A 22,854-nucleotide genomic window follows, 5' to 3' on the forward strand; every position below is an offset into this window, starting at 1 on the left:
CACGGAGCAGTGGGCGAAGGCATCCCGGATCGCACCGGCCCCGGGCTCACCCCCGCCCTGGGGAACAGACCCACGAGCACGGACGAACTCACCCGAACAGGCCGATAGCGCTCCTTCGCAGCTCGGGCAGACCAACCCTGTCGCGACCGTGAGCAATCGCGTTGGTCAACAGCACCAGATACCGACCCGTGTCCGGAGCGAGGTACAGGCTCGTACCGGTGAAACCGTGGTGGTACACCACGCCGTTCTTCGAGAGCAGCCACGCCAGTCCCCGGCTGGTCGACTCATCGACACGCACCACTGGGCTCCAGGACTCCGCGACGAACTCAGCCCACGTCCCCGTCTCCCCGTTCACTGCGAGGAGGCGACGGGCCAGCGCGGCGAGCGCCTCGGCGGAGGCGAACACTCCAGCGTGCCCGGCCACCCCACCCAGGGTGTGGGCGTTCTCGTCGTGCACGACCCCGTGCAGCGGTTCCCCGCCCACCAGGCGGCGCTCGGTCGGAGCCACGCTCGGGCTCCTGGGGAGAGGTCCGTACTGAAGACCTGACACACCCAGTTCTCCTGCGAATCCGTCGAGGAGATCGGCCAAGGGTCGACCGTTGACCCGTGCGAGCAGCAGACCCAGAAGGATGAACCCACGGTTGATGTATCTGTGAGCACCCTGGTTGTCGAGGGGCTCGGACAGGATCGCCTCGGCCACGTCACGGTGGTCACCCACGTAGCGGTCGAGCCGGGTCGATGGCATGAGCCCGCTGGTGTGGGTGAGGATCTGACGCACCGTGACCGACATCCCGGCACCGGCCGTGAACTCCGGGAAGTAGGCGGCCACCGGGGCGTCGAGGTCAAGCAGGTTCCGGGTCACGGCGTCACCGACCAGGGGCCACGTCGCGACGACCTTGGTCAGGCTCGCCACGTCGTACATCGTCGAGGGCTCCGGAGCCGCGGGGCCGCTCGGTGTGACGGTCCCCGAGACGGAGAAGCCGACGGTGTCGACGGTCCCGGCCGCGATGACGCCTCCCGGGGTCCGACCTGCCTCCACCATGTGGTCGAGCGCGGCACGCATGGTCGCGAGGGCCGTATCCGCCCACGCGGACGATTGACGGGTGGGCGTTTCGGTCAAGGGTCCTCCTCGGTGATGTCGGCGCCCAACGCGCCGAGGACGCCAGCCAGGTCCTCGTATCCGCGACGCAGGTGTGAGACGCCATGGAGCGTGGTCGTCCCCTCTGCGGCCACTGCCGCGAGGAGCAGGGCGGTGGCTGCCCGGATGTCCTCACCGTGCACCGTAGTACCCCGCAGCCTCGACGGCCCCGAGATCCTCAGTTCCGGTCCGCTGAGGGAGATGTCGGCTCCCAAAGCCACCAGACCGGGCAAGTGGGAGTCGCGCCGCGTGTAGACCCGCTCGACCACACGCGACGTTCCCGATGCCTGCGTCAACAGTGCGACGAGCTGGGGTTGCAGGTCGGTCGGGAAACCCGGGTGAACTCCGGTCTCAACGATGACCGGGCACAGAGCCGAGGGTTCGACACGCACTCTGTCATGACCTGAGGCGACCCTCGTGCGCGACCTGTCGAGAGCGTCGATGAACCCCCGAGGCAGAACGTGAAGGTCGACACCGGTCACCTCGACTTGGCCCTTGGTGATCGCTCCAGCCAGCAACAGGGTTCCAGCGGCCATGCGATCGGAGGGCACCCGTGCGGTCGCAGGGGAGAGTCGGTCGCGCCCTTCAACGAGAAGAGCAGCTCCGGCCTCCTCGATCTGGACCCCCATCCGACGCAGCAGCTCCACCGTCGCACGCACCTCGGGTTCTCCGCTCGGAGACGTCAACCTCGACTCGCCCCGGGCCGAGGCGGCCAAGAGCAGAGCAGTCACCGTCGCTCCCAAACTGGGGCCAAAGCCGCCGACAGTCGAGCAATCGAAGTCGAAGCCGCGTAGGACTCTGGCGTAAGCCGTGACCGTCCCGCCGATGACCCGAACCTCGGCACCGGCCGCGCGCATCGCCCGCAAGTGAAGGTCGACATGCCGCACGGCGAAGGCGTCCCCACCCGGGGTCGGCAGGATCACCTGCCCGGTGCGGGAGAGCAACGCGGCACCGAAACACAGGGTCGGTCGGATCTTGGAGCCGAGGCCGTGTGGGATGACGCTGGTCCTGATGTCGTCCGCGTGGACGATCAGGGTCGTGCCTTCGAGGAGGATCTGGGTGCCGACAGCGGTGAGGATGTCGGCCACGACACCCGTGTCGGAGATTCTCGGAACGTTGCAGAGCCGAACCGGTCGTGCGGACAGCAGCGCCGCCGCAGCCAGGTGCAGGAAAACGTTCTTCGACCCCTGCACGGGCACGGACCCGCTGAGTGGTCGTCCGCCCGCGATCCGTAGGTGGGTCATGACCTCACCCGCGCCTGGGAAGGGTAGAGCCCGCCGAGCTGATCGGTCGGGTAGATGGTCACGTCCGGGCCGATCAGCGTGCCCGGAGCCACGGAGGTCAGTGCGGGGAGTTGGACGCGGTCACCGAGTACCGAACCGAACTTGGTCTGCCCGGTCCCGATCCTGACGTCTCCGACCGTCACGGCCAGCTCATCCACCGCCGGTTCGACCACGGGGCGGTCGACGCGCAGGTTCGCCAGCACCGAGGAGGAACCGATGTTGACGCGGCTCCCGATGATCGAGTCACCGACGAACACGAAGTGCATCGCCCGAGTGTCAGCGAGGACCAGACTGCGAGTGATCTCGCAGGCGTAGCCCACCTTGCTGCCTGGCCCGATCACCGTGTGATCGCGCACCAAGCCGCGACCGACGTAGGCACCCTGACAGATCAGTGCCGGACCCAGGATGACGGCTCCGGCGTCGACGAAGGCGCCGGGCTCCACGATCACGGGCCCCTCCACCTCGGCACTGGGGTGAACGGAGCCCGAGAGGGACCGACGTGCACCGGAGAGCCAGTCGGTCATGGTGCCCTTGACGTCGAAGATGCTCGGTGGCAGTGAGAAGGGGAGGGGCACCCCCGCGCTGTCGCAGTAGTAGGCGAATTCGAGGAACTGTTTGCTGTCGTGGGGGTTCAGTGTTCCTCCAAGGGGAGGCGGACGCGGACCCGTGCTCGGAGACGGCCATCATGCGGGAGGGCCCTGGTGCGGCAGGTCGGGTTGAACGGCGCCTTGGTGAACAGGGCGATCGGCGCCCGGTGGTCCGTGAGCGCTCGGACCTTGTCCGTGGTGTTGGGGACCTGCTCGATGAGGAACGGGGCGCCGTAGGTGTCGTTGACGGAGACGGGGAACCGGTCGGGCCAGTCGCCCACTGTCATGCCGCTCTCCTTCCCTCCCCCGGGTTGGGCACCGGGGGACTGCTTCCAGGGAACGGCCAACACCGCGAGCGCATCAATGCCACCGTGAGTGAGCGAACATTGCCTTCGGAGGCAATGGCCCGAACACCGCACCCCGAGTTACCGTGCGGTCCCCCCACATTCCGACCTTCGGGAGCCGGATTGGTCACCGTCAGCCGCCAGACCCGTGCTCAACTCGCCCGTGACGCCTCCCGCATCCGCGCTGACCTCCAGCGCCGTGGCGCCCCCGTGGCCGCGATCCACGCCGAAATCACCAGGCACCTGCCCATCTCACCGTTGGAGGGCTGGAGACTCGCCTACGGATGGTCGCGCCCCCATGTCGTCGAAGCCGTCGGTGAGCTGTACCAGTCCGACGGGTTGGCCGTGCCCGGTCTGACCACCGCCATGCTCTGCCGGTGGGAGCACGGCAACTCCCGCCCCAGCTCGGAATACGGTCACGCGCTGGCCCGGATCTACGGCGTTCCCTCGGCACGCTTGGGTATCCCTCAGCTCAGAGGCCTCACCGGTTGGTACGGTCACCTCACACCGCACCCGCGACAGGAGGGCCCCATGCAGCCCGACGCCTACCCCGACCTCACCGCGGTCGCCGACAGCATCGCCCTGAACGGCCCCGGTGCCGGGACGGTCGATCTGGCTGAGCGCGCCGTGGAGTTCTACGCGGCCCGATACAGCGACTACCCACCACGGGTGCTCGCAGCAGAAGTCGCGCGCTGCCGCTCCCTGCTCATCAACGGCAACACCACCTCCATGGACATGCGACGGGTCGTCGGATGGTTGTCCGGCCTCCTGGGCAGTCTCGGCCACCACACCGGTGACGTCCCCGCGTCGCTCATCCACTTCGGAACCGCCGCGAGAGTCGGTGAGGAACTGGGAGAACGCCGCCTGGCCGCGTGGGCGCTCGGCGCCCAGTCCATGGTCACCATGTCCCAGGACCGTCGCACCGAGGCTCTGGAGCTCGCCCACCAGGCGGAGGCGTTCGCTGACGACGACCTCCAGCGTGCTCAGATCACCGCGTGGTGCCGACTTCGGCCGTTGGCTGCCCTCGGGGATCGGGCACGGCTCGACGACGCGATCACCACGGCGCGGCGTCACATGGACGCAGCCGACCGCGAGGAGCCAGGACGGTTCGGATTCGACCGCGCCGAGTTCCACCAACACCTGGCCGAGGCCCTCCTCGACCATGACTCCAGCGAGTCCGCCCGACACGCCGAGACGTCGATCCGGTTGAAACGCGTGGGCTCGCCGGGGTGGGCGGCGGCCACGACGATCCTCGCCCGCACCTACGCGACCAGGAGGGACCCGCGCAACGCCTCCGTTCTGGGGATGAGTGTCCTGGAGACGGTCCCGGCCGGGTCCCTGCGGGCGAACACACGCGCCCGGCTGTTCCACCTCGTGGATGACCTCGACGGACACCCCGCCGCAGGGGACCTCGTTGAGGCGCTGGGAGTCTGAGGAATCCGGACGCGATCCCCGCCGCATCTGGATCGAGGCTGGCACTGACGCGAACTCCGCCCCACCCCGGGTCCTCCTGGGGCGGGCCTCAGGTGGCGGGCGAGCCCTGGAAGGACAGTTCCAAGGCCAGTTCCATGCAGCGTTGGCGGGCCGGGGAGAAGTCGTAGGGCATCTTGCCGACAGCTTCGACCGCGCTCATGGAGCCTTCCTCCCGCCTGCCCGAGCCGGGGTCGTCCTCGTCCTCGCCGTCGTGAGCGGGATCGGGGTGCAGAGCGTCCCAGGCGTCGAAGAGGGCATCGTCGTCCTCGTCCAGGCCAGACTCCTCGATGACGGCGTGCAGGGCGCTTTCGAAGGCGTGCCGTTCGGCGGCCACCCGAGCCACCCGAGGATCATCGACGGCGACCCCGTCGTCGAGCGCCTCCTCGGCGGCGTCGACGCGGTCGGAGTCCTCCCGCAGAGGGGGATGCGTGGCCAGGGCGATGAAGCGGGTGGCCTGGACCGCCGCGCCGAGCGGGCCGAAGATCCGCTCCGTGACCAGCAGAGCGTCCAGGTCCGCCTGCCGCAGAGTGCCCTCGGGCAGGTTCCTGAGACGATCAGTGACGAAGTCGGAGAGCAGGCCCATCCGGCTGCCCTCGGTGCGCATCCGCTCCACGGCGGCCCGCTGCCGCCGCAGTTCGGCCTCCCGCTCGGTGAGGGTCTCCTCCAACCGCTCGAGGACGTCCGCGACCCCGCCGCCACCCTCGGCGCCGCCGGAGGTCGTACCGGTCTGGAAGGAGTCGCGGATGTCCTCCAGGGCGATCCCGGCGTCGGCCATCCTGCGAATCCACAGCAGGCGGATCATGTCCTCGTACCCGTAGCGGCGGCGGCCGTCGACGCCCCGCTCGGGCTCGGGGAGCAGGCCGATCTCGTGGTAGTGACGGATCGCCCGTGGAGTGGTGCCGACGAAGGCCGCCGCATCACCGATCCTGACCTGACGGGGTGGCACGAAGGACGCGTGCATGAGCGGGGACCTTTCTCCAGGGGTCGGGGCGTGAATCCACCAGACCACATGCCGCTACGGAAGGTGCAACCCCCTGCTCACCGCCGACTTGGTCCGGTTGGCCGCTCCGTTGGACCTCTCAGTGCTTGAAGTGGACGAACAGGCGACCGAAGTTCTTCGAGTCCTTCTCGACGCGGTGGTAACGAGCCTTGACGTCCTTGCGGTCGAGGAAGCGCAGCACCCGCTTCTTCAACTGTCCCGAGCCCTTGCCCGGGATGATCTCGATGGTCTTGGCCCGCTTCCGTTCGGCCTCGTCCATGATGTCGTTCAGGGCCTTGTCGATGCTCGTGCCCTTGTTGAAGATGTCGTGCAAATCGAGCTTGAGTCGCACTCCCGCCCCTTCTCCGCCAGCCCGGATGACGTGCGGGGAGACGGCTGTCCTGCCTACGCCGACTCCCACGCACATCGCCACCTTCACCAAGCAGCCGGAAATCGTCAAGGCCCCGCTCCCGAAGCGCGGCGCCCCCTGTGGCGGCACGACCCCGAGCCTAGAGCTGGAGCGCGAAGCACATCCGGTCGTCGCCGGGGCCGTCGTAGTCCGCGAACGGGCCGGTCACCGCGAACCCGAGCGACCGGTGGAACGCGATCGAGCGCTCGTTGGAAGGCGAGGTGACCGCGCGCACCAGGGAACGCCCGTCGGCCCGGGCGGCGTCGGTGAACAGGCGGTACATCTCCCGGCCCAGTCCCGAACGCCGATGCCTCGGGGCCACCCCGGTGAAGTGCACGTAGGCCTCCTCCGCCCGGTCGGGGCTGCGGAACCCCACCAGGAAGCCAGCGATCCCCTCGTCGTCCTCGACGGCCAGGGACGTCCCGCCGAAGTGGTCGAGGAACAGCCGGGGCAGGATGTGCGCGACCGGCCTCCCCCACCAGTCGTCGCACACGGCGATGATCCGCCCGTGGTCGTCGGGCACCGCGTTCCGCACCGTGACCCCGCCGGGTCCACGGCTCTCGAACTCACCGCTCCATGCGTTCATCGAAGGCCTCCTCGAAGGGTCTGCGTACCCCGGGGTCCCGGTCCAACACCGCGAAGACCACCCGATCGAACACCCCCGCGAACTCCCCCCTCAGGTGCTTGGCGAACGCCGCGGCCACCGCCTCGGGACGGTTGCCGAACACCCCGCAGCCCCACGCGCCCAGCACGAGCCGGGTGGTGCCGTGATGGGCCGCCACGGCCAGCACCGCGCGGGCCCGTACGTCCAGGGCGGGCGGCACCAGCGGCAGGAGCTCGGGCTGGTTGCGCTGGACCATGCGCCGGTTGGGCGCGGCCGCGGTGAGGAAGTCCACCAGCACCGGCTCCGGCAGCCATTCCGCGCGGTCGTCGCGGAACACCGGCACGCTCGGTGACCAGATCACCCGGTCGCTGTAGAGCAGACTCCGCTCCGCCACATGGTGGTCGTAGTACTCGGGGCAGCGGATCAGCGAGTCGTAGAGCGCGCTGGACCGGGCCAGGCTCTCCTCTTGGGCCTTCGCACCGTTGGCCACCCCGCCCCCGGGCCTGCGGGCCGAGGCGAAGTTCAGCGCCGCCACCCGGCCCGGCTCCGCCGCGACCAGCCTGCGCGCCGCCGCCAGGGTGCTCTCCCCGGTGACCTCGAAGCGGGTGTCACGCCCCGCCGCCGGGACGGGCAGCTCCGCGACCTCCTCGGGCAGGTGGAGCCGCGTGCCCGCGCGCATCGCAGCCAGGGGCCCGGACAGATCCACCCGAACGCCGTCGACCCGGTAGTCCTCCCGCTCGTAGGCGGCCCGGGTCTGGTTCCACACCTCACGCAGTCGCTGGGACACACGGCTCCTCTCGTAGAGCCCCGAAGCTACCGCCCGACCCCGACCGCCCCCAAGGGATTTCCGGGCCGGGCCACAGGAGATCTTCGAGACCACCACAGGAAGCGCCGCGTCCTCGGCCGGACGGCCCACGCCTACGCGACCCCTGGGACCGTTGTGCGGCTGTCAGGCGCAGGGCCCTTCGCTAACCTGCTCCGCGTGACTGTCTACGTGCGCTTCCAGAGCGTGGCCCCCAACCGCAGTGGCCGGTTTCCAGGGGTCTTCGCCCTCGCGAACGGTCTGGCCCGCAGCGGTGGTCTGTCACCGGAGGACGCCGCCTGGCACCGCGCGGCGAACGACCGCGCGAACTCGATGTACACCGATCCGACGACGGTCGAACCCGACTGCTAAGACCCTGTTCTGCACCCCGGAGCCCGGGCCTGGTTCAGATCCTCCTCGGTGGATCTCCTGGACATGACCAAGTCGTATCTGGACCTGCTCGACCGCTACGGCGTCGGCTGGATGGAACTGCGGACCACCTCGCCGGGGCGCATCACCTACTCGGACGAGGTCCAGTGCGTCGCCGTGCCCCCGACCTTCGATGAGGGCGGGCTCCTCGTCCCGGGGCCGAAGGTCCCCGGGTCCGCCCCGCCGGTGCACCCGCGCGGCTGAACGCGGGCGCGGCTACCCCGGCTTGACCGCCGAGAAGATCGCCGTCCCGGGGATCATCCGGCCGCGCTCCGGCCCCCAGCCGCCCCACACCTGGTCGTTCTCCTCCGGCCACTCCGGCTCGACCATGTCCCGGAGCTCCAGCCCGGCCGCCACGATCCCCCGCAGCCAGTCCCCCACGGTGTGGTGGTGCTCCACGTAGACCGCCCGGCCCTCGTCGTCCTCCTCCACGTAGGCGCGGCGGTCGAAGTAGGACTGCCGGACCGTCATCCCGTGCACGGTGGGGTCGTCCGGGAAGCACCACCGGATCGGGTGCGTCACCGAGAACACGAACCGCCCGCCGGGCCTGAGCACCCGCCCGGCCTCGGCCAGCGCGGTCTCGGCGGCGGGCACGAACGGGAACGCCCCGAACGAGGAGAAGACGACGTCGAAGGAGTCCGCGGCGAACGGCATGCGCTGCGCGTCGGCCTGCACGGCGGGCAGCCGGTACCCGGTCTGCTCGTCGATCCTCCGGGAGTGCTGGAGCTGCCGCCAGGCCAGGTCGAACCCCACGACCTCGCGCACGCCCCGGGCCCGCAGCCACCGGCCGCACTGCCCGGCGCCGCAACCGATCTCCAGGACCCGCTCGCCGTCCAGGTCCCCGAGCAGCCGCAAATCGGCCTCGTCCATGCCCTCGGGCGACCAGACGAACCCCACGTCACGCAGGAAGTCACCGTGTTCGGCCTGGTAGGCGTCGGCGGCGCCGTCCCACCAGAGCCGACCGGCCCGGGCGCTCTCGTCGCCCCGCACCGCGCGCCGCTCCACCCAGCCGGGAGCCGGGTAGTCCCTCTGATCGTCCACGTCGCTCCTCGGGCCGCTGTCGGGGCTCAGGTCCGGGACGGCCGACCGCTCTGGGCCGGTGCGACCGGGTCGCGGGGCCCCTCCGGGTCCTGGGCGCTTGCGTCACCAGTCTCCCCGTTCCCCGGGCCCCTCGCGTCGGCTTCGCGGGCGTCGCGCAGCTCACGGCGGATCAGGACGACCCACCCCACCACCGCGACGACGCTGAACACCCACCACTGGAAGGCGTAGGACGCGCTCATCCCGGTGTTCTCCTCGCGCAGGGCGATCCGCTCGGGGGCCACCTCGGGCACCGGGTCCTGGTCGGTGAGCTCCACGTACCCGCCGTAGATCGGGTACGGCAGCTCCTCGGCCAACCGGTCCACGTCCACGAACATGATCTGGCCCTCGGGCATGCCGCCGCGCTCGCGCAGCCCGGTGTTCTCCTCGGTCTCCCCGAACTGGAGGCGGCCGGTCACGTGGACCTCGCCCTCGGGGACGGCGGGCGCCTCGGGGGTGTCCTGGGCGTTCTCGCCGCGCTCGATCCACCCCCGGTTGACCAGGACGGCCGTGCCGTCCCCGGTGACCAGCGGGGTGAGGACGTGGAAGCCGACCCCCTGGGAGCCGTCCCGGTTGCGGAGCAGGAGCTCGTGCTCCTGGTCCCAGGTGCCGGTGGCCTCGACGGTGCGCCAGCGGTCCTCGGGTGGGACGTCCGCGCCCACGGAGGTGAGCTGGTCCACGGCCACGGGCTCGGCGGCGACGTTGTCCCGTTGGAGGTTGACCGCGGCGCTGCGGGTCTCGGCCCGGTCCAGCTGCCAGAACCCCAGCCAGACGAAGGCGGGCACCAGGACCACGACCAGCGCGTGGAAGGCCAGCATGCGTGAGGAGAACAGGACTTTGAGCACGTCTTCGAGGTTATGAGACGTTCCCGGCCGCCCCGCACCGGCCCCGCCCACGCGGACGGGGCCGCCTCAGGGCGGTCCACCCGTCCCGCCTCGTCCCCTCCGGCCCGCCCACGCGGACGGGGCCGCCGGTCTCCCGGCGACCCCGTGGGTCGGGCGCTGGATGCGCGCCCCCGGCCCGGTGCTCCGGGCCGGTGCTCGGAGCAGGTGCTCCGGCGGGTGGGCCTACTCGTCGTCGGCGGCGGCGGTGGCCTTGCGCCTGCGGGCGAAGTACAGACCGGCGCCACCGGCGCCGATCGCGGCCACAGCGGCGGCGACGAGACCACCCAGGGCACCGCCGGTCACCGCCAGCTCCTCACCGGCCTCCTGCTGGGGAGCGGGCTTCTCGTCCGTCTCCTCGTTCTTCTCCGGGACCTTGGGCTTCTCCGACTCCTCGGGGGTCTTCGGCTCCTCGGGCTTCTCCGACTCCTCGGGGGTCTTCGGCTCCTCGGGCTTCTCGGACTCCTCCGGCTCCTTCGGCTCCTCGGGCTTCTCGGAGATGGTCTCCACGCAGGAGGCCTCCGCGATGCCGAGCACGGACACCGCGTTGCCGCAGATGTCGACGGCCGCGTTGACCGGGACCGAGACCTGGTTGCCGCTGGCCACGCCGCCGGAACCGCTCGTGGCGGGCCCGGTGGAGGCGCCCTCGTTGTCCGGGGAGGCGTGGATGATGTTGATGATCGTGGTGCACTGCGCGCTGGAGGCGCCCAGGACGGCGATGGAGTTGCCGCAGATCTCGATGGCCGTGTCCACCGGGACGGTGATCTGGTTGCCGCTGGCCACGCCGCCGGAGCCGTCGGTGTTCATCGTGCTGGGCGCGTCCTCGGACTCCTTCTCCAGGACCTCGACCACCTCCACGCACTCGGCCTCGGAGATCCCGGCCACGGCGACGGAGTTGCCGCAGGCGTCCACGGCGGCGTCCACCGGGAGGACGATCTGGTTGCCGCTGGCCACACCACCGGAACCGTCGGTGGCGGCGCCCTGGCCGCTGCTCTCGTAGAGGACCTCGGAGACCTTGGTGCAGGTGGCCTGGGAGATGCCGAGCACCGCGAGCGAGTTGCCGCACAGGTTGGCCTCGACGTCGACGGGGACGACGACCTGGTTGCCGCTGAGCACACCGCCGGAGCCGTCGGTGGAGGTGTCGGCGAAGGCGGCGCTGAAGGGCGCCAGGACCAGCCCCGCGGTCAGTGCGGTGGCGAAGGAGTAACGGAACGTGTTTCGCATGGTGCGGCTTGGACCCTTTCACGAGGTGCTGCCAGGGGTTGCGCCGAGCGGCGCGGTGCCGTGAGCCCGAACCGGGCGGCCGTCGTCGCGGTCGCCCCGGGTCACACGGCCGGCGGACCCGTCCACGAAGACGTCGGGACGGCGGGGTGGCCCGCTTGCTCAAGACATGGGTGGCGGCCCGGTTATCACGGAGTTCTTTCCGACCGGAACTGCCAACGGACCGAAACGTTAGCAGTCGAAGAGGCCGCGCAGGCCTATTCCGGAAATGTTGCCGCGAATCATGAACACCCTACGCCCATAGGATATTACGTAGAGTCATTATGCCTGTTCAGAGATGCTTGTTCCAACACGCGGAGCGCAAACTCGATCACCATGCGCACCACATCTCCCAAGGAAGAACACGCGGAACCGCCCCGCAAAAGGGAACTAACCGACTTCGTAGATTCGTTTACGGACATCCATCCAACGCCGCATACCCTGCGCACCCAGATACGCAGTTCGCACTTTATGACCGAATAGTCCCGCCTTTTCGCGACCCTCCCGGAGACCCAGGGATCAGCTCACGTGCACCACGGGTCGGCGGTCGGCGTCCGGCTCGTTCTCCCGCAGGATCTCCCGCGTGAACCCGGCGGTGCCACCCGCGCCCAGCACCAGGAAGTGGAGGAACGCCCGCATCGGCGAGTACTCCGACCAGGCGAAGTAGCAGTGCGGAATGCTCCCCGTGGCGTCACGCACGCACAGGAGCACCGCCGCCAGCGCGTTGGGCACCGCCGGACTGCTCACCCTGAGCACGCGGTGCCCGTGGATCCAGGTCCCGTGCACGCCGAGCGTCCCCTCGAAGTCCGAGGGGTGGTGCACACGCACCTCCACGAACAGGGGGGAGACCCGCAGCGACACCGGGTTGAGCCGGTGCTGCTCCGCCTCGGTCGCCGCGTACTCGTCCGCCTCCCCCGAACGCGGCCGGTTCGCGAACATCAGGATCTTGCCGTGGCGGGCCGCCTCCCGGACGAACCGGAGCGCGGTCGGGTCCAGGTCCACCGAGTGCGCGCGCAGCTCGGTGCTGCGCAGGGTCCGGGAGACCAGCGACACCACGATGATCGCCAACACGAACAACAGGGCGATGGCCAGCCCGTCGGGGCGGCTCACGACGTTGTCCACCAGGGCGAAGCCGAACACGGCGGTCAGCACCGCGAACCCGGTCGTCGCCAGCCACGCCCGCCTGCGGTGCACGATGATGGTCACCGCCACGGCGGAGGTCACCAGCATCGCCAGGATGCCCGTGGCGTACGCACCGGCCTGCGAGTCGACGCTCGCGCCGAAGGCGACCGTGATCACCATCGTCACGACCGTGTACACCAGGACCACCGGCCGGACGGCGGTGCCCCAGGCCGGGGCCATCCCGAACCGGGGCAGGTAGCGCGGCACGATGTTGATCAGCCCGGCCATCGCGGAGGCCCCCGCGAACCAGAGGATGAGGATCGTGGAGACGTCGTAGACGGTGCCGAACCCCTGGCCCAGCAGGTCGTGCGCCAGGTAGGCCATCACCCGGTCGGCGGCCGGACCGCCGACCTCCACGTCCTCGCGGGGGACCAGCACGCCGGTGACGAACGTCGTCGCCAGCAGGTAGAAGCTCATGATGACGGCGGCGGTGGTGAGGAGCCTGCGGGTGCTGGCGACGCGCGAGCGCATCCGCTCCTCGGCCGTCTCCCCCTCCGAACGCACCAGCGGCATCATGCTCACACCGGTCTCGAACCCCGACAGCCCGAGGACCAGCAGCGGGAAGGCGAGCAGCACCACGGTGGTGGTCGGCCAGAAGCCGTCCCCGACCACGGACACCTCCCACTGGGCCAGGGTCTCCGGGTGCGCGGCGATGTGGGACAGAGCCGCCACCACGACCACCAGGTTCAACAGGAGGAACATCAGGACCAGGGGGATCGCCAGCCGGACCGCCTCCTTGAACCCCGCGAGGAACACCGCCCCCAGCAGCGCCAGGAGCACCAACGTGACCAGCACCGGGTGGTCGGCCAGCACCCGGGGCGTGTAGGGGTTGGCCCCCAGGTGCGCGGTGGCGTCGGCGGTGGACAGGGTGATGGTGACGATCCACGAGGTCGCCACGAAACCCAGGAGGCACAGGATCAGGAACTTGCCCCGCCACTCCGGCAGCAGGTGTGCCAGCATCGCCACCGAACCCTGGCCGTGCGGGCTGCGCTCGGCCACCCGACGATAGATGGGCAGCATGCCGAACAGGGTGAGCAGCACGATCAGCAGCGTGGCGACCGGCGACAGCGCCCCGGCCGCGAGGATGGCGATGCTGGGGAGGTAGCTCAGGGTGGAGAAGTAGTCCACGCCGGTCAGACACATCACCTGCCACCAGTGGTGCTGGCGTTCGGTGCGCGGACGGGACCCGGGACCGCCCACGTCGTCCACCTGGTGGGCCGTCATCCACCGCCCGAGGGACGCCGGCCAGCGCCCGCGCCGACGCCCCCGGCAGGGGACCTCCCAGTGGTAACCGTCCCGCGTGGCGTCCTGCTCCAACACGCCTCCCCCGACCGCACGTTCACCGCACAAGTCTGCGGGGGCGGACGGTCGAAGAGGGTCAGGTCACGGGTGTGTCGGACGGTCCGGACCAGCCCGGTTCGGGTTCGGGTCACGGGTGTGTCGGACGCTCGGACCAGCCCGGACGGTTCAGGTCGCGTCGGTACCCTCGATCCAGGGGGCGAGGCCGTCCAGGAGGCGCCGCATCCCGGACTCGAACATGCAGTCGACGTCGGGTGGACCGGAGACGCTCAACATGGTGGGGTAGCGCCCCTCCTCGGCGAACCGCTGGAACAGCGGCCCCCGGGAACGCCACCAGTGCTCGGCGTCCATGTCGTGTTCGTGCTCCTCCAGTGCCACCCGCGTGGCCTGGAGCGCCATGCCGGAGTTGTAGGCGGACACGATGGTGAGGATCTCCAGAGCCTCGTCGGGGGTGCGGCCCTGGGCGACGATCACCCGCATCATCCACTCACCGTTCCGCAGGAGCGCCGGGGTGACGACCCCGCCCGCCATCACTGTCAGCCGGGCGACCCAGGAGTGCCTGCGGTAGACCTCCCACTCGGCCACGAGGGCGACCTCCAGGGCCTCCCGCCAGTCCTCGGGCGGCGGTTCGGCCAGGGCGTGGACCGTGTAGAGGTGGTCGACCATCTCGGTGAGCAGCTCGCCCTTGCTCGCGACGTGCCGGTACAGGGCCATGGTGCTCACCCCGAGCTCGACCGAGACCCGGCGCATGGACAGGCCTTCGAGCCCCTCGGCGTCGGCCACGGCGATCGCGGCCAGGACGATGCCCTCGCGGGTCAGCGCCGACTCGGGCTGGGCCCGGCGTTCCACGGCGGGGGTGGACCGGGGGTGGTCGCGCGTGCCGGACTCCGACGCGGGTTCGGACGCCGGGTCGGGGTCAGGACCCGGTCCCCGCTCGGTCCTGGGCTCTGCGGCGGGAGCGGGCCCGGCGCCCCGCTCGGCACCTCGATCGACGCCCCGCCCGGCGGTGGGTGCGGACCCCGGGTCGGGCTCGGGCCCGAGGCCCCGGCCGCGCTCGGGCTCGGGCTCGGGCTCGGGTCCGTCGGGCCTCCGGACGATGGTGCCGACTCCGCGCACCACCTCCACCCGTCCCTCCCCGCGCAGTGTCGAGAGCGCCTTGGTGGCGGTGGCCATGGCCACGCCCCACTGCTGGGTGATCTCCCGGGTGGAGGGCACCCGGCTCCCCGGCGCGAGCTCGCCGGAATCGATGCACGCGCTGATGTCGGCGACGATCCGCCGGTAGGGCGCGAGCCCGTCTCCTGTGTCCATCGTCATCCTCTCCGAACCGGGCCAGGGGCGACCCAAGTGTACTAGTGCACCATCGCGACGAAGACGCCGCAGCCCACGGTGCACCAACGGCCGACACGCCTTCCACCACACCCAGGTGCACTAGTGCATCGTTGCCTTATTCCCTGACCAGTGGGGGTTTTGACAGGTCGGCTTTCTTGTTTATTGTGTACGCACGGGTGCACTACCCACCGATCCCCACACCCTCCCACCCCGGCGTGTACATCGTCCACACGAACGTGACGCCCCACCCCACCGGAGACCACCATGGCCCAGCCGTCCACGTCCGCCCCTCCCGCCCCGGACACCTCCGACCGCCCGCTGCCGCCGGACCGGCGCTCGCTGGCCCCGGACCTGGCGCGCGGGATCATGCTCCTGCTCATCGCGCTCGCCCACGCGCACCTGTTCACCCTGTTCATCGGTGGCACCGAGGTCACCACGACCCTGCTCGACCGGATCGCCACCGGCGGCACGGTCATGTTCGTGGACCTGCGCGCGTACCCGATGTTCGCGGCGCTGTTCGGCTACGGCCTCGCCCAGATCCACCGCCGACGGACCGAACAGGGCCACGAGTGGCGCCTCACACGGGGCCTGCTGCGCCGACGCGGTCTCTGGCTGGTCGTCTTCGGGGTGGCCCACGCCGCGCTGCTCTTCTTCGGGGACATCCTGGGCGTCTACGGGATCGTGGCGCTGCTCTTCGTCGGGGTGCTGCGGTTCCGGGACCGGACCCTGGTGATCCTGGCCCTGGTCTGGCTGCCGCTGGCCGCCGCCGCCCACGCCCTGCTGGCCGCCGGGGACGCCGTCACCGGGCAGAGCACCCTCCTGATGCCCGACGGCTTCGTGAACGAGCTCCTCTTCCGGCTGACCTTCTACTCCGTGCTCGTCGTGCTGATGTTCCTCAGCACCGTGGTCCCGTTCCTGGTCGGCGTCCTCGCCGCCCGGCACCGCGTCCTGGAGAGGCCGCAGGAGCACCTGCGCCTGCTCCGCGCGACCGCGTTCGTCGGCGTCCCGCTCGCCGTGCTGGGCGGGCTCCCCCTCGCCCTCACGAAGGTCGGCGTGTGGACCGACCCCACTCCGCTGGACGTCCTGATCATCTCGCCCCTGCACCAGGTGACCGGCTACGCGGGAGGCCTGGGCTACGCGGCGCTCATCGCACTGATCGCCACCCGCCTCAACGCCAGCCGCGGACCGGTGACCAACGCCCTGTCCGCCCTGGGCCAGCGCTCCATGACCTTCTACCTGGCGCAGTCGGTGGCGTGGACGGTGCTGTTCTCCTCGTACACCCTGCACCTCCAGCTCACGTCCCCGGCCGTCGCCGTCGGCATCGCCGTGGCCGTGTGGGCCGTCACCGTGGTCCTCGCGGACCTCATGCGCCGTCGGGGCCGGCGCGGCCCGGCCGAGACGGTACTGCGCCGCCTCACCTACGGCCCCACCCGCTGAGGGAGGTCCGGGCCCGGGAGCTCCCCGGGCCCGGACGCGGCTCAGGCCACCCCGTGCCGCTCGGCCACCGTGTCGATCTCCGCCAGCAGCGCGTGCCTGCGGGCCGCGCCCAGGTAGGAGGCGTGCACGCCGTTGCGGGCCAACCGCAGCAGCCCCTCGGCGCCCACCAGGTCGTGCGCGATCTCGTACTCACCGCTCAGGTCGCTGCCGAACAGGGTGGGGTCGTCGCTGTTGAGGGTCACCAGCAGGCCCGCGTCGAGCATGGCGGGCAGCGGGTGCTCCTCGATCCGGTCCACGACGCGGGTGCGGACGTTGGAGGTCGGGCTCACGTCCACCGGGATCTGGGCGTCCACCATCCGCTCCACGAGCGCCGGGTCCTTCATCGCGTCGATGCCGTGTCCGATCCGCTCGGCGCCCAGCAGGTCCAGCGCCTCCCGGACCCGCTCCGGACCTGCCTGCTCACCGGCGTGCGGAAGGCTGGCCAGACCGGCCGCGCGGGCCCGCCCGAACACGTCCGCGAACGGGCCGAGCGGGCCCTCCACACCGCCGACCCCGAACCCCACCACGCTGGGCGGCCCCTCCCTGAGCACCGCGTCCAGGGTGCGCTCCGCCGACTCCACCCCGAAGTCCACCGGGAAGTCCGGGATCCACCGCAGCCGGATGCCGTGCTCGCGTTCCGCCCGCGTCCGCGCGTGCTCGATCCCGTCGAACACCACCTTCGCCGGGACACCGCGCATGAGGTGCGTGTACAGGCTCACGTGCACCTCCGCGTAGCGGACGTTCTGCGCGGCCAGGCGCTCGGCCACCACCGACGCCAGCAGGTCGAAGTCGGCCTCCTCGCGCAGGGTGCGCACCGAGGCGAGGTACACCTCGATGAAGTGCGGGAAGTCGGTGAAGACGTACCACTCCCGGAGCTCCTCCAGGGTGGCCGGGAGGTCCTCCACCCGGTGTCTCCCGGCGAGCTCGAAAAGGGTCTCGGCGGGCATGGAACCCTCAAGGTGGACGTGCAGCTCGACCTTGGGCAGATCGCGGACGAGCGGTCGGAGGCGTGACGCGGAGTTCTGGTCCATGGCGCCAACCTAGGAGCCCGGCGCGACCAGTCGCCACCGGAGGCCGACAACCTGACGAAAGTTGGGGAACTCCACCTCCGAAGCCTGACCAAAGAGCATGGTGCCACCCGCCGCCACCTGCGTAGATTCTGGGACGCCACCCCGCAGCCCAGAAGGAGCAGACGATGAACGCGCGGCCCCCGGCCCTTCCCCGACCCACCGCCGCCCAGGTCCTCGGCGCCCGTGTCCGTATCCATGCCGCGCACCATCCGGCCGCCTTCGCGGGCGGCGGCGGACTCGTCGCCGGGGCCTTCGTCGCCCTCCTGGCCCTGCTCTCCGCCGCCCCCGGCCTGACCGACCCGACCGGCGCGCCGGGCTGGCTGCTGGCCGGGGTCGCGGGCGCGATGCTCGTGGGCGCCCTGGTGGTCGCCCTCCTCCTCGGCCTCTACGCCCGGAGCCTCCCGAAGGTGGCCGAGACCGACCCGGTCCGCTACGCCACGGCCCGGATCCAGGCGGCCTCGGGAGAGCTGGGGCCCGACCCGGAGACCAACCGCCTGGCCCACCGGATGTCCACCCACACGGGGTACGGGAGCGACCCCCGTCACCACCTCGCCCCGATGCTGGTGATCCTGGCCTTCGTGACGGTCCGGCCCCTCGCGGAGATCATCGGGCCGGACTTCGCGCCCTCGATGCTGTTCCAGCTCACACCCGCCGTCCTGCTGGTGCTGCTGGTGGTCCCCGCACACCGCCGCGCCATGGCCCGGTACTCCCGGATCACGGCCTTCCGCGACAGGTACGAGTCCGCCCACTCCTGACGTCCGGCGCGAGAGCAGGGGCGTCGCTCCCGAGCGTGACGTGCGGCCGAGCACCCGGGCGCCGCTCACGAACGGAAGCAGGGACGTCGCTCCTGACGGACCTGCGGCGCGCGAGCCGGGGGCCGCTCTCGAACAGACCTGGGCGCGGCACTCGGGGCGTCGCTCCCGAACGGGCGTGCCGCCCACCACCCGGGAGCGCCGCCCGGCACGTTCACCTGAGGGCGGGGGCGCTCACTCCGTCGGCAGAGCGCCGTTCACCCTCCGGGGGACGGACCTCGGGTTGCCGTCCCTCAGCTCCGGGGGCAGCAGCGGCTGCGGCACCGACTGGTAGGTGACCGGCCGCAGGAACCTGCGGATCGCGGTGCTGCCCACCGAGGTGTGCGCGGAGGCGGTCGTGGCCGGGTAGGGGCCGCCGTGGGTCATCGCGTGGGTGACCGCCACCCCGGTGGGCCAGCCGTTCCAGATCACCCGCCCGGCGACGGAGGCGCCCAGCGCCAGGAGCGCCGGCGCCATCGGATCGTCCTCCTCACCGTGGACGGTGACGGTGAGCTGGCCGTGCAGGGCCCCGCCCACCTCCAGCAGACGCCGTTCGTCGGGGTAGGTGACCACGAGGGTGGCGGGCCCGAAGCACTCGGTCAGAAGGTCCTCGGAGTGCTCCAGCAAGGAGTCCAGCCCGGTGCGCAGCAGCGTCGGGGACCATCCCTCGGCGCCCTCCCGGCCCCGGACCAGCACCTCCGTCGCCGGATGGGCGGACAGGGCGTCCACACCCCGCGCGAACCCCTCGGCCACCCGGTCGTTGAGCAGCGGGGCCGCGGCCCGGCCCTCGAAGTCGGCGACCAGGGCGCCCAGGTCGGCCCCCTCGGGGACGAACACCACCCCCGGCTTCGTGCAGAACTGGCCCGCGCCCAGCGTGGCCGAACCCGCGTACCCGTCGAGGATCTCCGCACCGCGGGCGGCCATCGCCGCGCGGGTCACGAAGACCGGGTTGACGCTGCCGAGCTCCCCGTAGAAGGGGATGGGCTCAGGACGTGAGACGGCGAGGTCGTACAGGGCGCGCCCGCCCGGGATGGACCCGGTGAAGCCGACCGCCCGCGTGAGCGGGTGCGTGACCGCGCGCCTGCCCGCCTCGAACCCGTTCACCAGGGCGAACACCCCCTCCGGCACCTCGGACTCGGCCAGCGCCGCCACGACCAGCTCCGTCGTGAGCCGGGCCAGCTCCGGGTGGCCGGGGTGCGCCTTGACCACCACCGGGCACCCGGCCGCCAGCGCGGAGGCGGTGTCGCCCCCGGCCGTGGAGAAGGCGAAGGGGAAGTTGCTGGCCCCGAACACCACCACCGGACCCAGCGGCACCAGCAGGCGCCGCACGTCCGGCCGGGGCGTGCCCCAGTCCGGGTCGGCCGGGTCGATCATCGCCTCCAGGTACTCGCCCTCCTCCAGGACGTCCGCGAACAGGCGGAGCTGGAAGGTGGTCCGGCCCAGCTCACCCCGGCAGCGTGCCTCGGGGTAGTGGGCCTCGGCCATCGCGACGGGGACCAGGGTGTCGGCCGCGCCGTCCAGGGCGTCGGCCACGGCCCGCAGAGCGCGGGCCCGTTCGGAGGCGGGCAGGGCGGCGAGGAGCGGTGCGGCGGCGGCCGCGCGCTCCAGCACGGCGTCGAGTTCCTCGGGCGTGGTGTCGGGGGCTGCGGTGGTCATGGCCAGAACCTCCTGGAGGGGTGCGTGCGCGGCGTCGGGCACGGGCCCCACGATGCCATGGGTGCCCGCGCGGGGCACGGCGGCGCCATTCGGGACGCGACAACCCGACTACCCAAAGCGACATCCGGGAACACAACCGACCAATGGGGCAACTCGGATCCCAGCTCCGCCCACCCGCCCCCACCTGGGAGGACACCGTCCCCACGACCCACCCGCACCCCCGCGCCAGGTTCCTCCGAACGAAACTGGAATTTCCCCGGAACCAGGTGATTCCGGAAAGGCATCATAGGTTTCGTGACGACTAATTCCCGAAGCTCAACGCCCCCTCGCGCACGGCGGGCTCCCGGTGCGACCAACGGGACCGCCGCGACGCGGGAGGGCCGTGGGCCCTCCAGCGTCGCCAACGACGAACTCGCGTTCGCGCAGGCACCCCTGCGCAGGCTCCCGGCCCAACAGCGCAGCATGGTCCGGGTCCAGCGCATGCTCGACTGCTGCGCCGACCTCCTCGACGAGGTCGGATACGACAACCTCTCCACCACCCGGATCGCCGAACGCGCCGGAGTGGCCATCGGCTCCGTCTACCAGTTCTTCCCGGACAAGAAGGCCATCACCCAGGCACTCGGGCTCCGCTTCCTCGACCAGTTCGGCGCCCGGGTCACCGAACGCCTGGCCGACACCTCGTTCACCCACTGGACCATCGCCGTCGACGCCATCATCGACGAGTACATCGACATGCACCGCAACGTGCCGGGCTTCCGCAGCCTGCACTTCGGTGACATCGTCGACCCCCGGCTCCTCAGCGGCGGCAGCGACAACAACCGCGTGATCTCGGTGCGCCTGCGCCGGATCATCGTCTCCGTCACCGGCATCCCCGACGACACCGAGCTCGACCGCGCCATCCACGTGGCCGTCGAGGCCGCCGACGCCGTCCTCAAGCTCGCCTTCCGCGACAACCCCGACGGCGACCCCGCCCTGGTCCACGAGGCCAAGCGCCTGGTCAGCAGCTACCTGTCCCACTTCTCCGAACCGGACGGAGGCAACCGTTCTTGGTAGTCGACACCACGACCGCACCCGTCACCGGCACCGTCGCGGGTGTCCCCTTCCTGGCCCTGCCCCCGGCCTGCGCCGCCCAGGCACCGGCCCCCCTCGTGGTCGGCCTGCACGCCTTCGAGCCGCCGCGCAGCCAGGCCGCCCTGGCCGGAGCGATCCCCATGGCGCCGCTCCCCGCCTGGCGGATCCACCTCGGGCTCCCCGAGTTCGGCGCCCGCCTGCCCGAGGGCGGCGTCGCGGAGATCAACCGGCGCGGAGAACAGGACTACCTCCTCGAACTCTTCGGCCCCATCGTGGAGGAGGCCGCCGCCGAACTGCCCCGCGTCACCGACGAACTCAGGGCCGTCTTCCCGGTGGCGGACACCCCCGTGGGCCTGGTCGGCGTGGGCGCCGGAGCGACCGCCGCCCTCCTGGCCCTGGCCGAGAACCGCCTCCCGGTGGGCGCCGCCGCGGTCATCAACCCCATCGTGGACCCCGCGCACCTGGTCGCCGCCCGCGAACACCGCACCGGCGTCCCCTACCACTGGAGCGCCCAGGCCCACCAGGCCCGCAGCTGGCTGGACCTGACCGCGCACGCCGAGACGCTCTCCCGCACCGGCGTCCCCGTCCTCATCGTCAACGGCGGCCTGGACGACGTCTCGCCGCCCGAGCACGGCCGCGCCCTGCACGACGCCCTCGCCCGTTCGGGCACCGACCGCGCCCCCGAACATGCGCTCCGTCACATCGTGGTCCCCGACCTCGCCCACGCGATCGGCCCCGAGCCCGGCCTTGAACCGGGCCCGCTCACCCCCGCCGGGGTCCTCACCGACCGCGCCCTCACCGAGTGGTTCCACCTGCACCTGACCGCTCCACGGCAGGTCCAGGCACCCACGCGCCCCTGACCGGGACCGACCCGCCCCCGGCCACACCCGTACGCACACGGTGACGGACGGCGTTCACCCGCACCACCCCGCGACCTTCCCCCGCGTCCGTCTCCCGGACGCCGCCGCGACAGTCGGTACGCGTTCCATGGGATCATCCAGTGGCGACCGCGTCCGCGGTCCCACCTGATCCGTTTCGACTCATCCATCAGGAGGGCGAACCACGTGACGGAACCGGCACCGGTCATGGCCAGCGGGGTCGACAACGAGCGGTTGAACGCGCAGCTGCGCTTCATCCTCGAAGTGGACAAACTCAAGCGCGTCCTGCGGCAGAACCTGCTGGTGGACGGGTCCCGGCGGGAGAACTCCGCAGAGCACTCCTGGCACCTGGCCCTGTCCGCCCGAACCTTCGCCGAGTACGCTCCCGAGGGCACCGACATCGACCGCGCCGCCGAGATGCTCCTCATCCACGACATCGTGGAGATCGACGCGGGCGACACCTTCCTCTTCGACCCGGTCAACACCGAGACGCAGGACGAGCGCGAACGCGCCGCCGCCGACCGTCTCTTCCCGCTCCTCCCCGAGGACCAGGCCGCGCGCGCCCGCGAACTGTGGGACGAGTTCGAGGCCCGCCTCACCCCGGAGGCGCGGTTCGCCCGCGCCGTCGACCGTCTGGCCCCCATGCTCGCCAACTGGCACAACGAGGGCGGCGCCTGGGTGCGCTTCGGCGTCACCAAGGCCCAGGTCCTGGAGAAGGTGAAGCTGGTCTCCGAGGGCTCCGAGGCCCTGGGCGCCTACGCCACCGCGCTGATCGACGACGCCGACCGGCGCGGCTACTTCAAGGGCTGAGCCACCTCAGGGGCTGACCGGCTTCG

23 protein-coding genes are annotated in these 22,854 nt (G+C 71.3%); 8 read left to right on the forward strand and 15 right to left on the reverse strand.

Annotated features, from left to right (window positions below; translation table 11 throughout):
• Positions 1 to 88: 88 nt before the first annotated feature.
• The 4 genes from ACRWK8_RS22655 to ACRWK8_RS22670 are packed head-to-tail and all read right to left on the reverse strand — an operon-like array spanning position 89 to position 3,295.
• Positions 89 to 1,120, reverse strand: a complete 1,032-nt coding sequence (locus tag ACRWK8_RS22655; protein ID WP_431872750.1) for a serine hydrolase domain-containing protein — start codon at positions 1,118 to 1,120, stop codon at positions 89 to 91.
• Positions 1,117 to 2,382, reverse strand: a complete 1,266-nt coding sequence (locus ACRWK8_RS22660) for a UDP-N-acetylglucosamine 1-carboxyvinyltransferase (protein ID WP_431872752.1) — start codon at positions 2,380 to 2,382, stop codon at positions 1,117 to 1,119. Before ACRWK8_RS22660 ends, ACRWK8_RS22655 begins: the two co-directional genes overlap by 4 nt.
• Complete coding sequence (locus ACRWK8_RS22665; protein WP_431872754.1) at positions 2,379 to 2,996, reverse strand: hypothetical protein; 618 nt, start codon at positions 2,994 to 2,996, stop codon at positions 2,379 to 2,381. Before ACRWK8_RS22665 ends, ACRWK8_RS22660 begins: the two co-directional genes overlap by 4 nt.
• A 56-nt stretch (positions 2,997 to 3,052) precedes the next feature.
• A complete protein-coding gene (locus ACRWK8_RS22670; protein WP_431872756.1) occupies positions 3,053 to 3,295 on the reverse strand; it encodes a hypothetical protein in 243 nt (80 codons plus the stop codon).
• Positions 3,296 to 3,475: 180 nt separating this feature from the next.
• Here ACRWK8_RS22670 and ACRWK8_RS22675 point away from each other — a divergent pair, with 180 nt between their 5' ends.
• Complete coding sequence (locus ACRWK8_RS22675) at positions 3,476 to 4,786, forward strand: tetratricopeptide repeat protein (RefSeq protein WP_431872758.1); 1,311 nt, start codon at positions 3,476 to 3,478, stop codon at positions 4,784 to 4,786.
• Between the two features lie 88 nt (positions 4,787 to 4,874).
• On the opposite strand, the gene ACRWK8_RS22680 is transcribed toward ACRWK8_RS22675, so the two are convergent.
• The 4 genes from ACRWK8_RS22680 to ACRWK8_RS22695 all read right to left on the reverse strand — a co-directional run bounded on the left by ACRWK8_RS22680 (position 4,875) and on the right by ACRWK8_RS22695 (position 7,604).
• Complete coding sequence (locus tag ACRWK8_RS22680; RefSeq protein ID WP_431872760.1) at positions 4,875 to 5,786, reverse strand: MerR family transcriptional regulator; 912 nt, start codon at positions 5,784 to 5,786, stop codon at positions 4,875 to 4,877.
• A 118-nt stretch (positions 5,787 to 5,904) separates the two neighbouring features.
• The gene (locus ACRWK8_RS22685; protein WP_049577193.1) at positions 5,905 to 6,156 is read right to left on the reverse strand and encodes a Smr/MutS family protein; all 252 of its coding nucleotides are present in this window, start codon (positions 6,154 to 6,156) and stop codon (positions 5,905 to 5,907) included.
• Between the two features lie 157 nt (positions 6,157 to 6,313).
• Entirely contained in the window at positions 6,314 to 6,799 is a 486-nt protein-coding gene (locus tag ACRWK8_RS22690) for a GNAT family N-acetyltransferase (protein WP_352388698.1), read from the reverse strand.
• Positions 6,780 to 7,604 (reverse strand): TIGR02452 family protein, encoded by an 825-nt coding sequence (locus ACRWK8_RS22695; RefSeq protein ID WP_431872763.1) that lies wholly within the window; start codon positions 7,602 to 7,604, stop codon positions 6,780 to 6,782. Before ACRWK8_RS22695 ends, ACRWK8_RS22690 begins: the two co-directional genes overlap by 20 nt.
• A 195-nt stretch (positions 7,605 to 7,799) precedes the next feature.
• On the opposite strand from ACRWK8_RS22695, the gene ACRWK8_RS22700 reads away from it, so the two are divergent.
• Both ACRWK8_RS22700 and ACRWK8_RS22705 read left to right on the forward strand, forming a co-directional pair.
• On the forward strand, positions 7,800 to 7,991 hold the full coding sequence (locus ACRWK8_RS22700) for a hypothetical protein (protein WP_431872765.1): 192 nt from the start codon (positions 7,800 to 7,802) through the stop codon (positions 7,989 to 7,991).
• Positions 7,992 to 8,054: 63 nt separating this feature from the next.
• Positions 8,055 to 8,252: a hypothetical protein gene (locus ACRWK8_RS22705; protein ID WP_431872767.1), complete on the forward strand. Its 198-nt coding sequence runs from the start codon at positions 8,055 to 8,057 to the stop codon at positions 8,250 to 8,252.
• A gap of 12 nt (positions 8,253 to 8,264) precedes the next feature.
• On the opposite strand, the gene ACRWK8_RS22710 is transcribed toward ACRWK8_RS22705, so the two are convergent.
• The 5 genes from ACRWK8_RS22710 to ACRWK8_RS22730 form a co-directional block, all read right to left on the reverse strand.
• The gene (locus tag ACRWK8_RS22710) at positions 8,265 to 9,089 is read right to left on the reverse strand and encodes a class I SAM-dependent methyltransferase (protein WP_431872769.1); all 825 of its coding nucleotides are present in this window, start codon (positions 9,087 to 9,089) and stop codon (positions 8,265 to 8,267) included.
• A gap of 26 nt (positions 9,090 to 9,115) precedes the next feature.
• Positions 9,116 to 9,970, reverse strand: coding sequence for an SURF1 family cytochrome oxidase biogenesis protein (locus tag ACRWK8_RS22715; RefSeq protein WP_378747604.1), 855 nt, complete (start codon positions 9,968 to 9,970; stop codon positions 9,116 to 9,118).
• A gap of 222 nt (positions 9,971 to 10,192) precedes the next feature.
• Entirely contained in the window at positions 10,193 to 11,230 is a 1,038-nt protein-coding gene (locus ACRWK8_RS22720; RefSeq protein WP_431872771.1) for a chaplin family protein, read from the reverse strand.
• A 555-nt stretch (positions 11,231 to 11,785) separates the two neighbouring features.
• Positions 11,786 to 13,768 carry an APC family permease gene (locus ACRWK8_RS22725; protein WP_378747594.1) on the reverse strand — a complete coding sequence of 661 codons (1,983 nt, stop codon included), beginning with the start codon at positions 13,766 to 13,768 and terminating at the stop codon, positions 11,786 to 11,788.
• 147 nt (positions 13,769 to 13,915) lie between these two features.
• A complete protein-coding gene (locus ACRWK8_RS22730) occupies positions 13,916 to 15,061 on the reverse strand; it encodes a GntR family transcriptional regulator (protein WP_378747590.1) in 1,146 nt (381 codons plus the stop codon).
• 279 nt (positions 15,062 to 15,340) lie between these two features.
• Between ACRWK8_RS22730 and ACRWK8_RS22735 the strand changes: the two genes are divergently transcribed.
• The gene (locus ACRWK8_RS22735) at positions 15,341 to 16,513 is read left to right on the forward strand and encodes a DUF418 domain-containing protein (RefSeq protein ID WP_431872774.1); all 1,173 of its coding nucleotides are present in this window, start codon (positions 15,341 to 15,343) and stop codon (positions 16,511 to 16,513) included.
• 41 nt (positions 16,514 to 16,554) lie between these two features.
• On the opposite strand, the gene add is transcribed toward ACRWK8_RS22735, so the two are convergent.
• Positions 16,555 to 17,583: an adenosine deaminase gene (gene add / locus ACRWK8_RS22740; protein WP_378747576.1), complete on the reverse strand. Its 1,029-nt coding sequence runs from the start codon at positions 17,581 to 17,583 to the stop codon at positions 16,555 to 16,557.
• A 164-nt stretch (positions 17,584 to 17,747) separates the two neighbouring features.
• On the opposite strand from add, the gene ACRWK8_RS22745 reads away from it, so the two are divergent.
• A complete protein-coding gene (locus tag ACRWK8_RS22745) occupies positions 17,748 to 18,377 on the forward strand; it encodes a hypothetical protein (protein ID WP_431872776.1) in 630 nt (209 codons plus the stop codon).
• A gap of 231 nt (positions 18,378 to 18,608) precedes the next feature.
• On the opposite strand, the gene ACRWK8_RS22750 is transcribed toward ACRWK8_RS22745, so the two are convergent.
• On the reverse strand, positions 18,609 to 20,069 hold the full coding sequence (locus ACRWK8_RS22750) for an aldehyde dehydrogenase (NADP(+)) (protein WP_431872778.1): 1,461 nt from the start codon (positions 20,067 to 20,069) through the stop codon (positions 18,609 to 18,611).
• A 462-nt stretch (positions 20,070 to 20,531) separates the two neighbouring features.
• Here ACRWK8_RS22750 and ACRWK8_RS22755 point away from each other — a divergent pair, with 462 nt between their 5' ends.
• The 3 genes from ACRWK8_RS22755 to ACRWK8_RS22765 all read left to right on the forward strand — a co-directional run bounded on the left by ACRWK8_RS22755 (position 20,532) and on the right by ACRWK8_RS22765 (position 22,828).
• The gene (locus ACRWK8_RS22755) at positions 20,532 to 21,122 is read left to right on the forward strand and encodes a TetR/AcrR family transcriptional regulator (RefSeq protein WP_378747827.1); all 591 of its coding nucleotides are present in this window, start codon (positions 20,532 to 20,534) and stop codon (positions 21,120 to 21,122) included.
• A complete protein-coding gene (locus ACRWK8_RS22760; protein WP_431872780.1) occupies positions 21,116 to 22,000 on the forward strand; it encodes an alpha/beta hydrolase family protein in 885 nt (294 codons plus the stop codon). The genes ACRWK8_RS22755 and ACRWK8_RS22760 overlap by 7 nt, the downstream gene beginning before the upstream one ends.
• A 204-nt stretch (positions 22,001 to 22,204) precedes the next feature.
• A complete protein-coding gene (locus tag ACRWK8_RS22765; RefSeq protein WP_431872782.1) occupies positions 22,205 to 22,828 on the forward strand; it encodes an HD domain-containing protein in 624 nt (207 codons plus the stop codon).
• Positions 22,829 to 22,854 lie beyond the last annotated feature (26 nt).

The organism is Nocardiopsis eucommiae (assembly GCF_965344335.1).
Taxonomy (GTDB): Bacteria; Actinomycetota; Actinomycetes; order Streptosporangiales; family Streptosporangiaceae; genus Nocardiopsis; species Nocardiopsis eucommiae.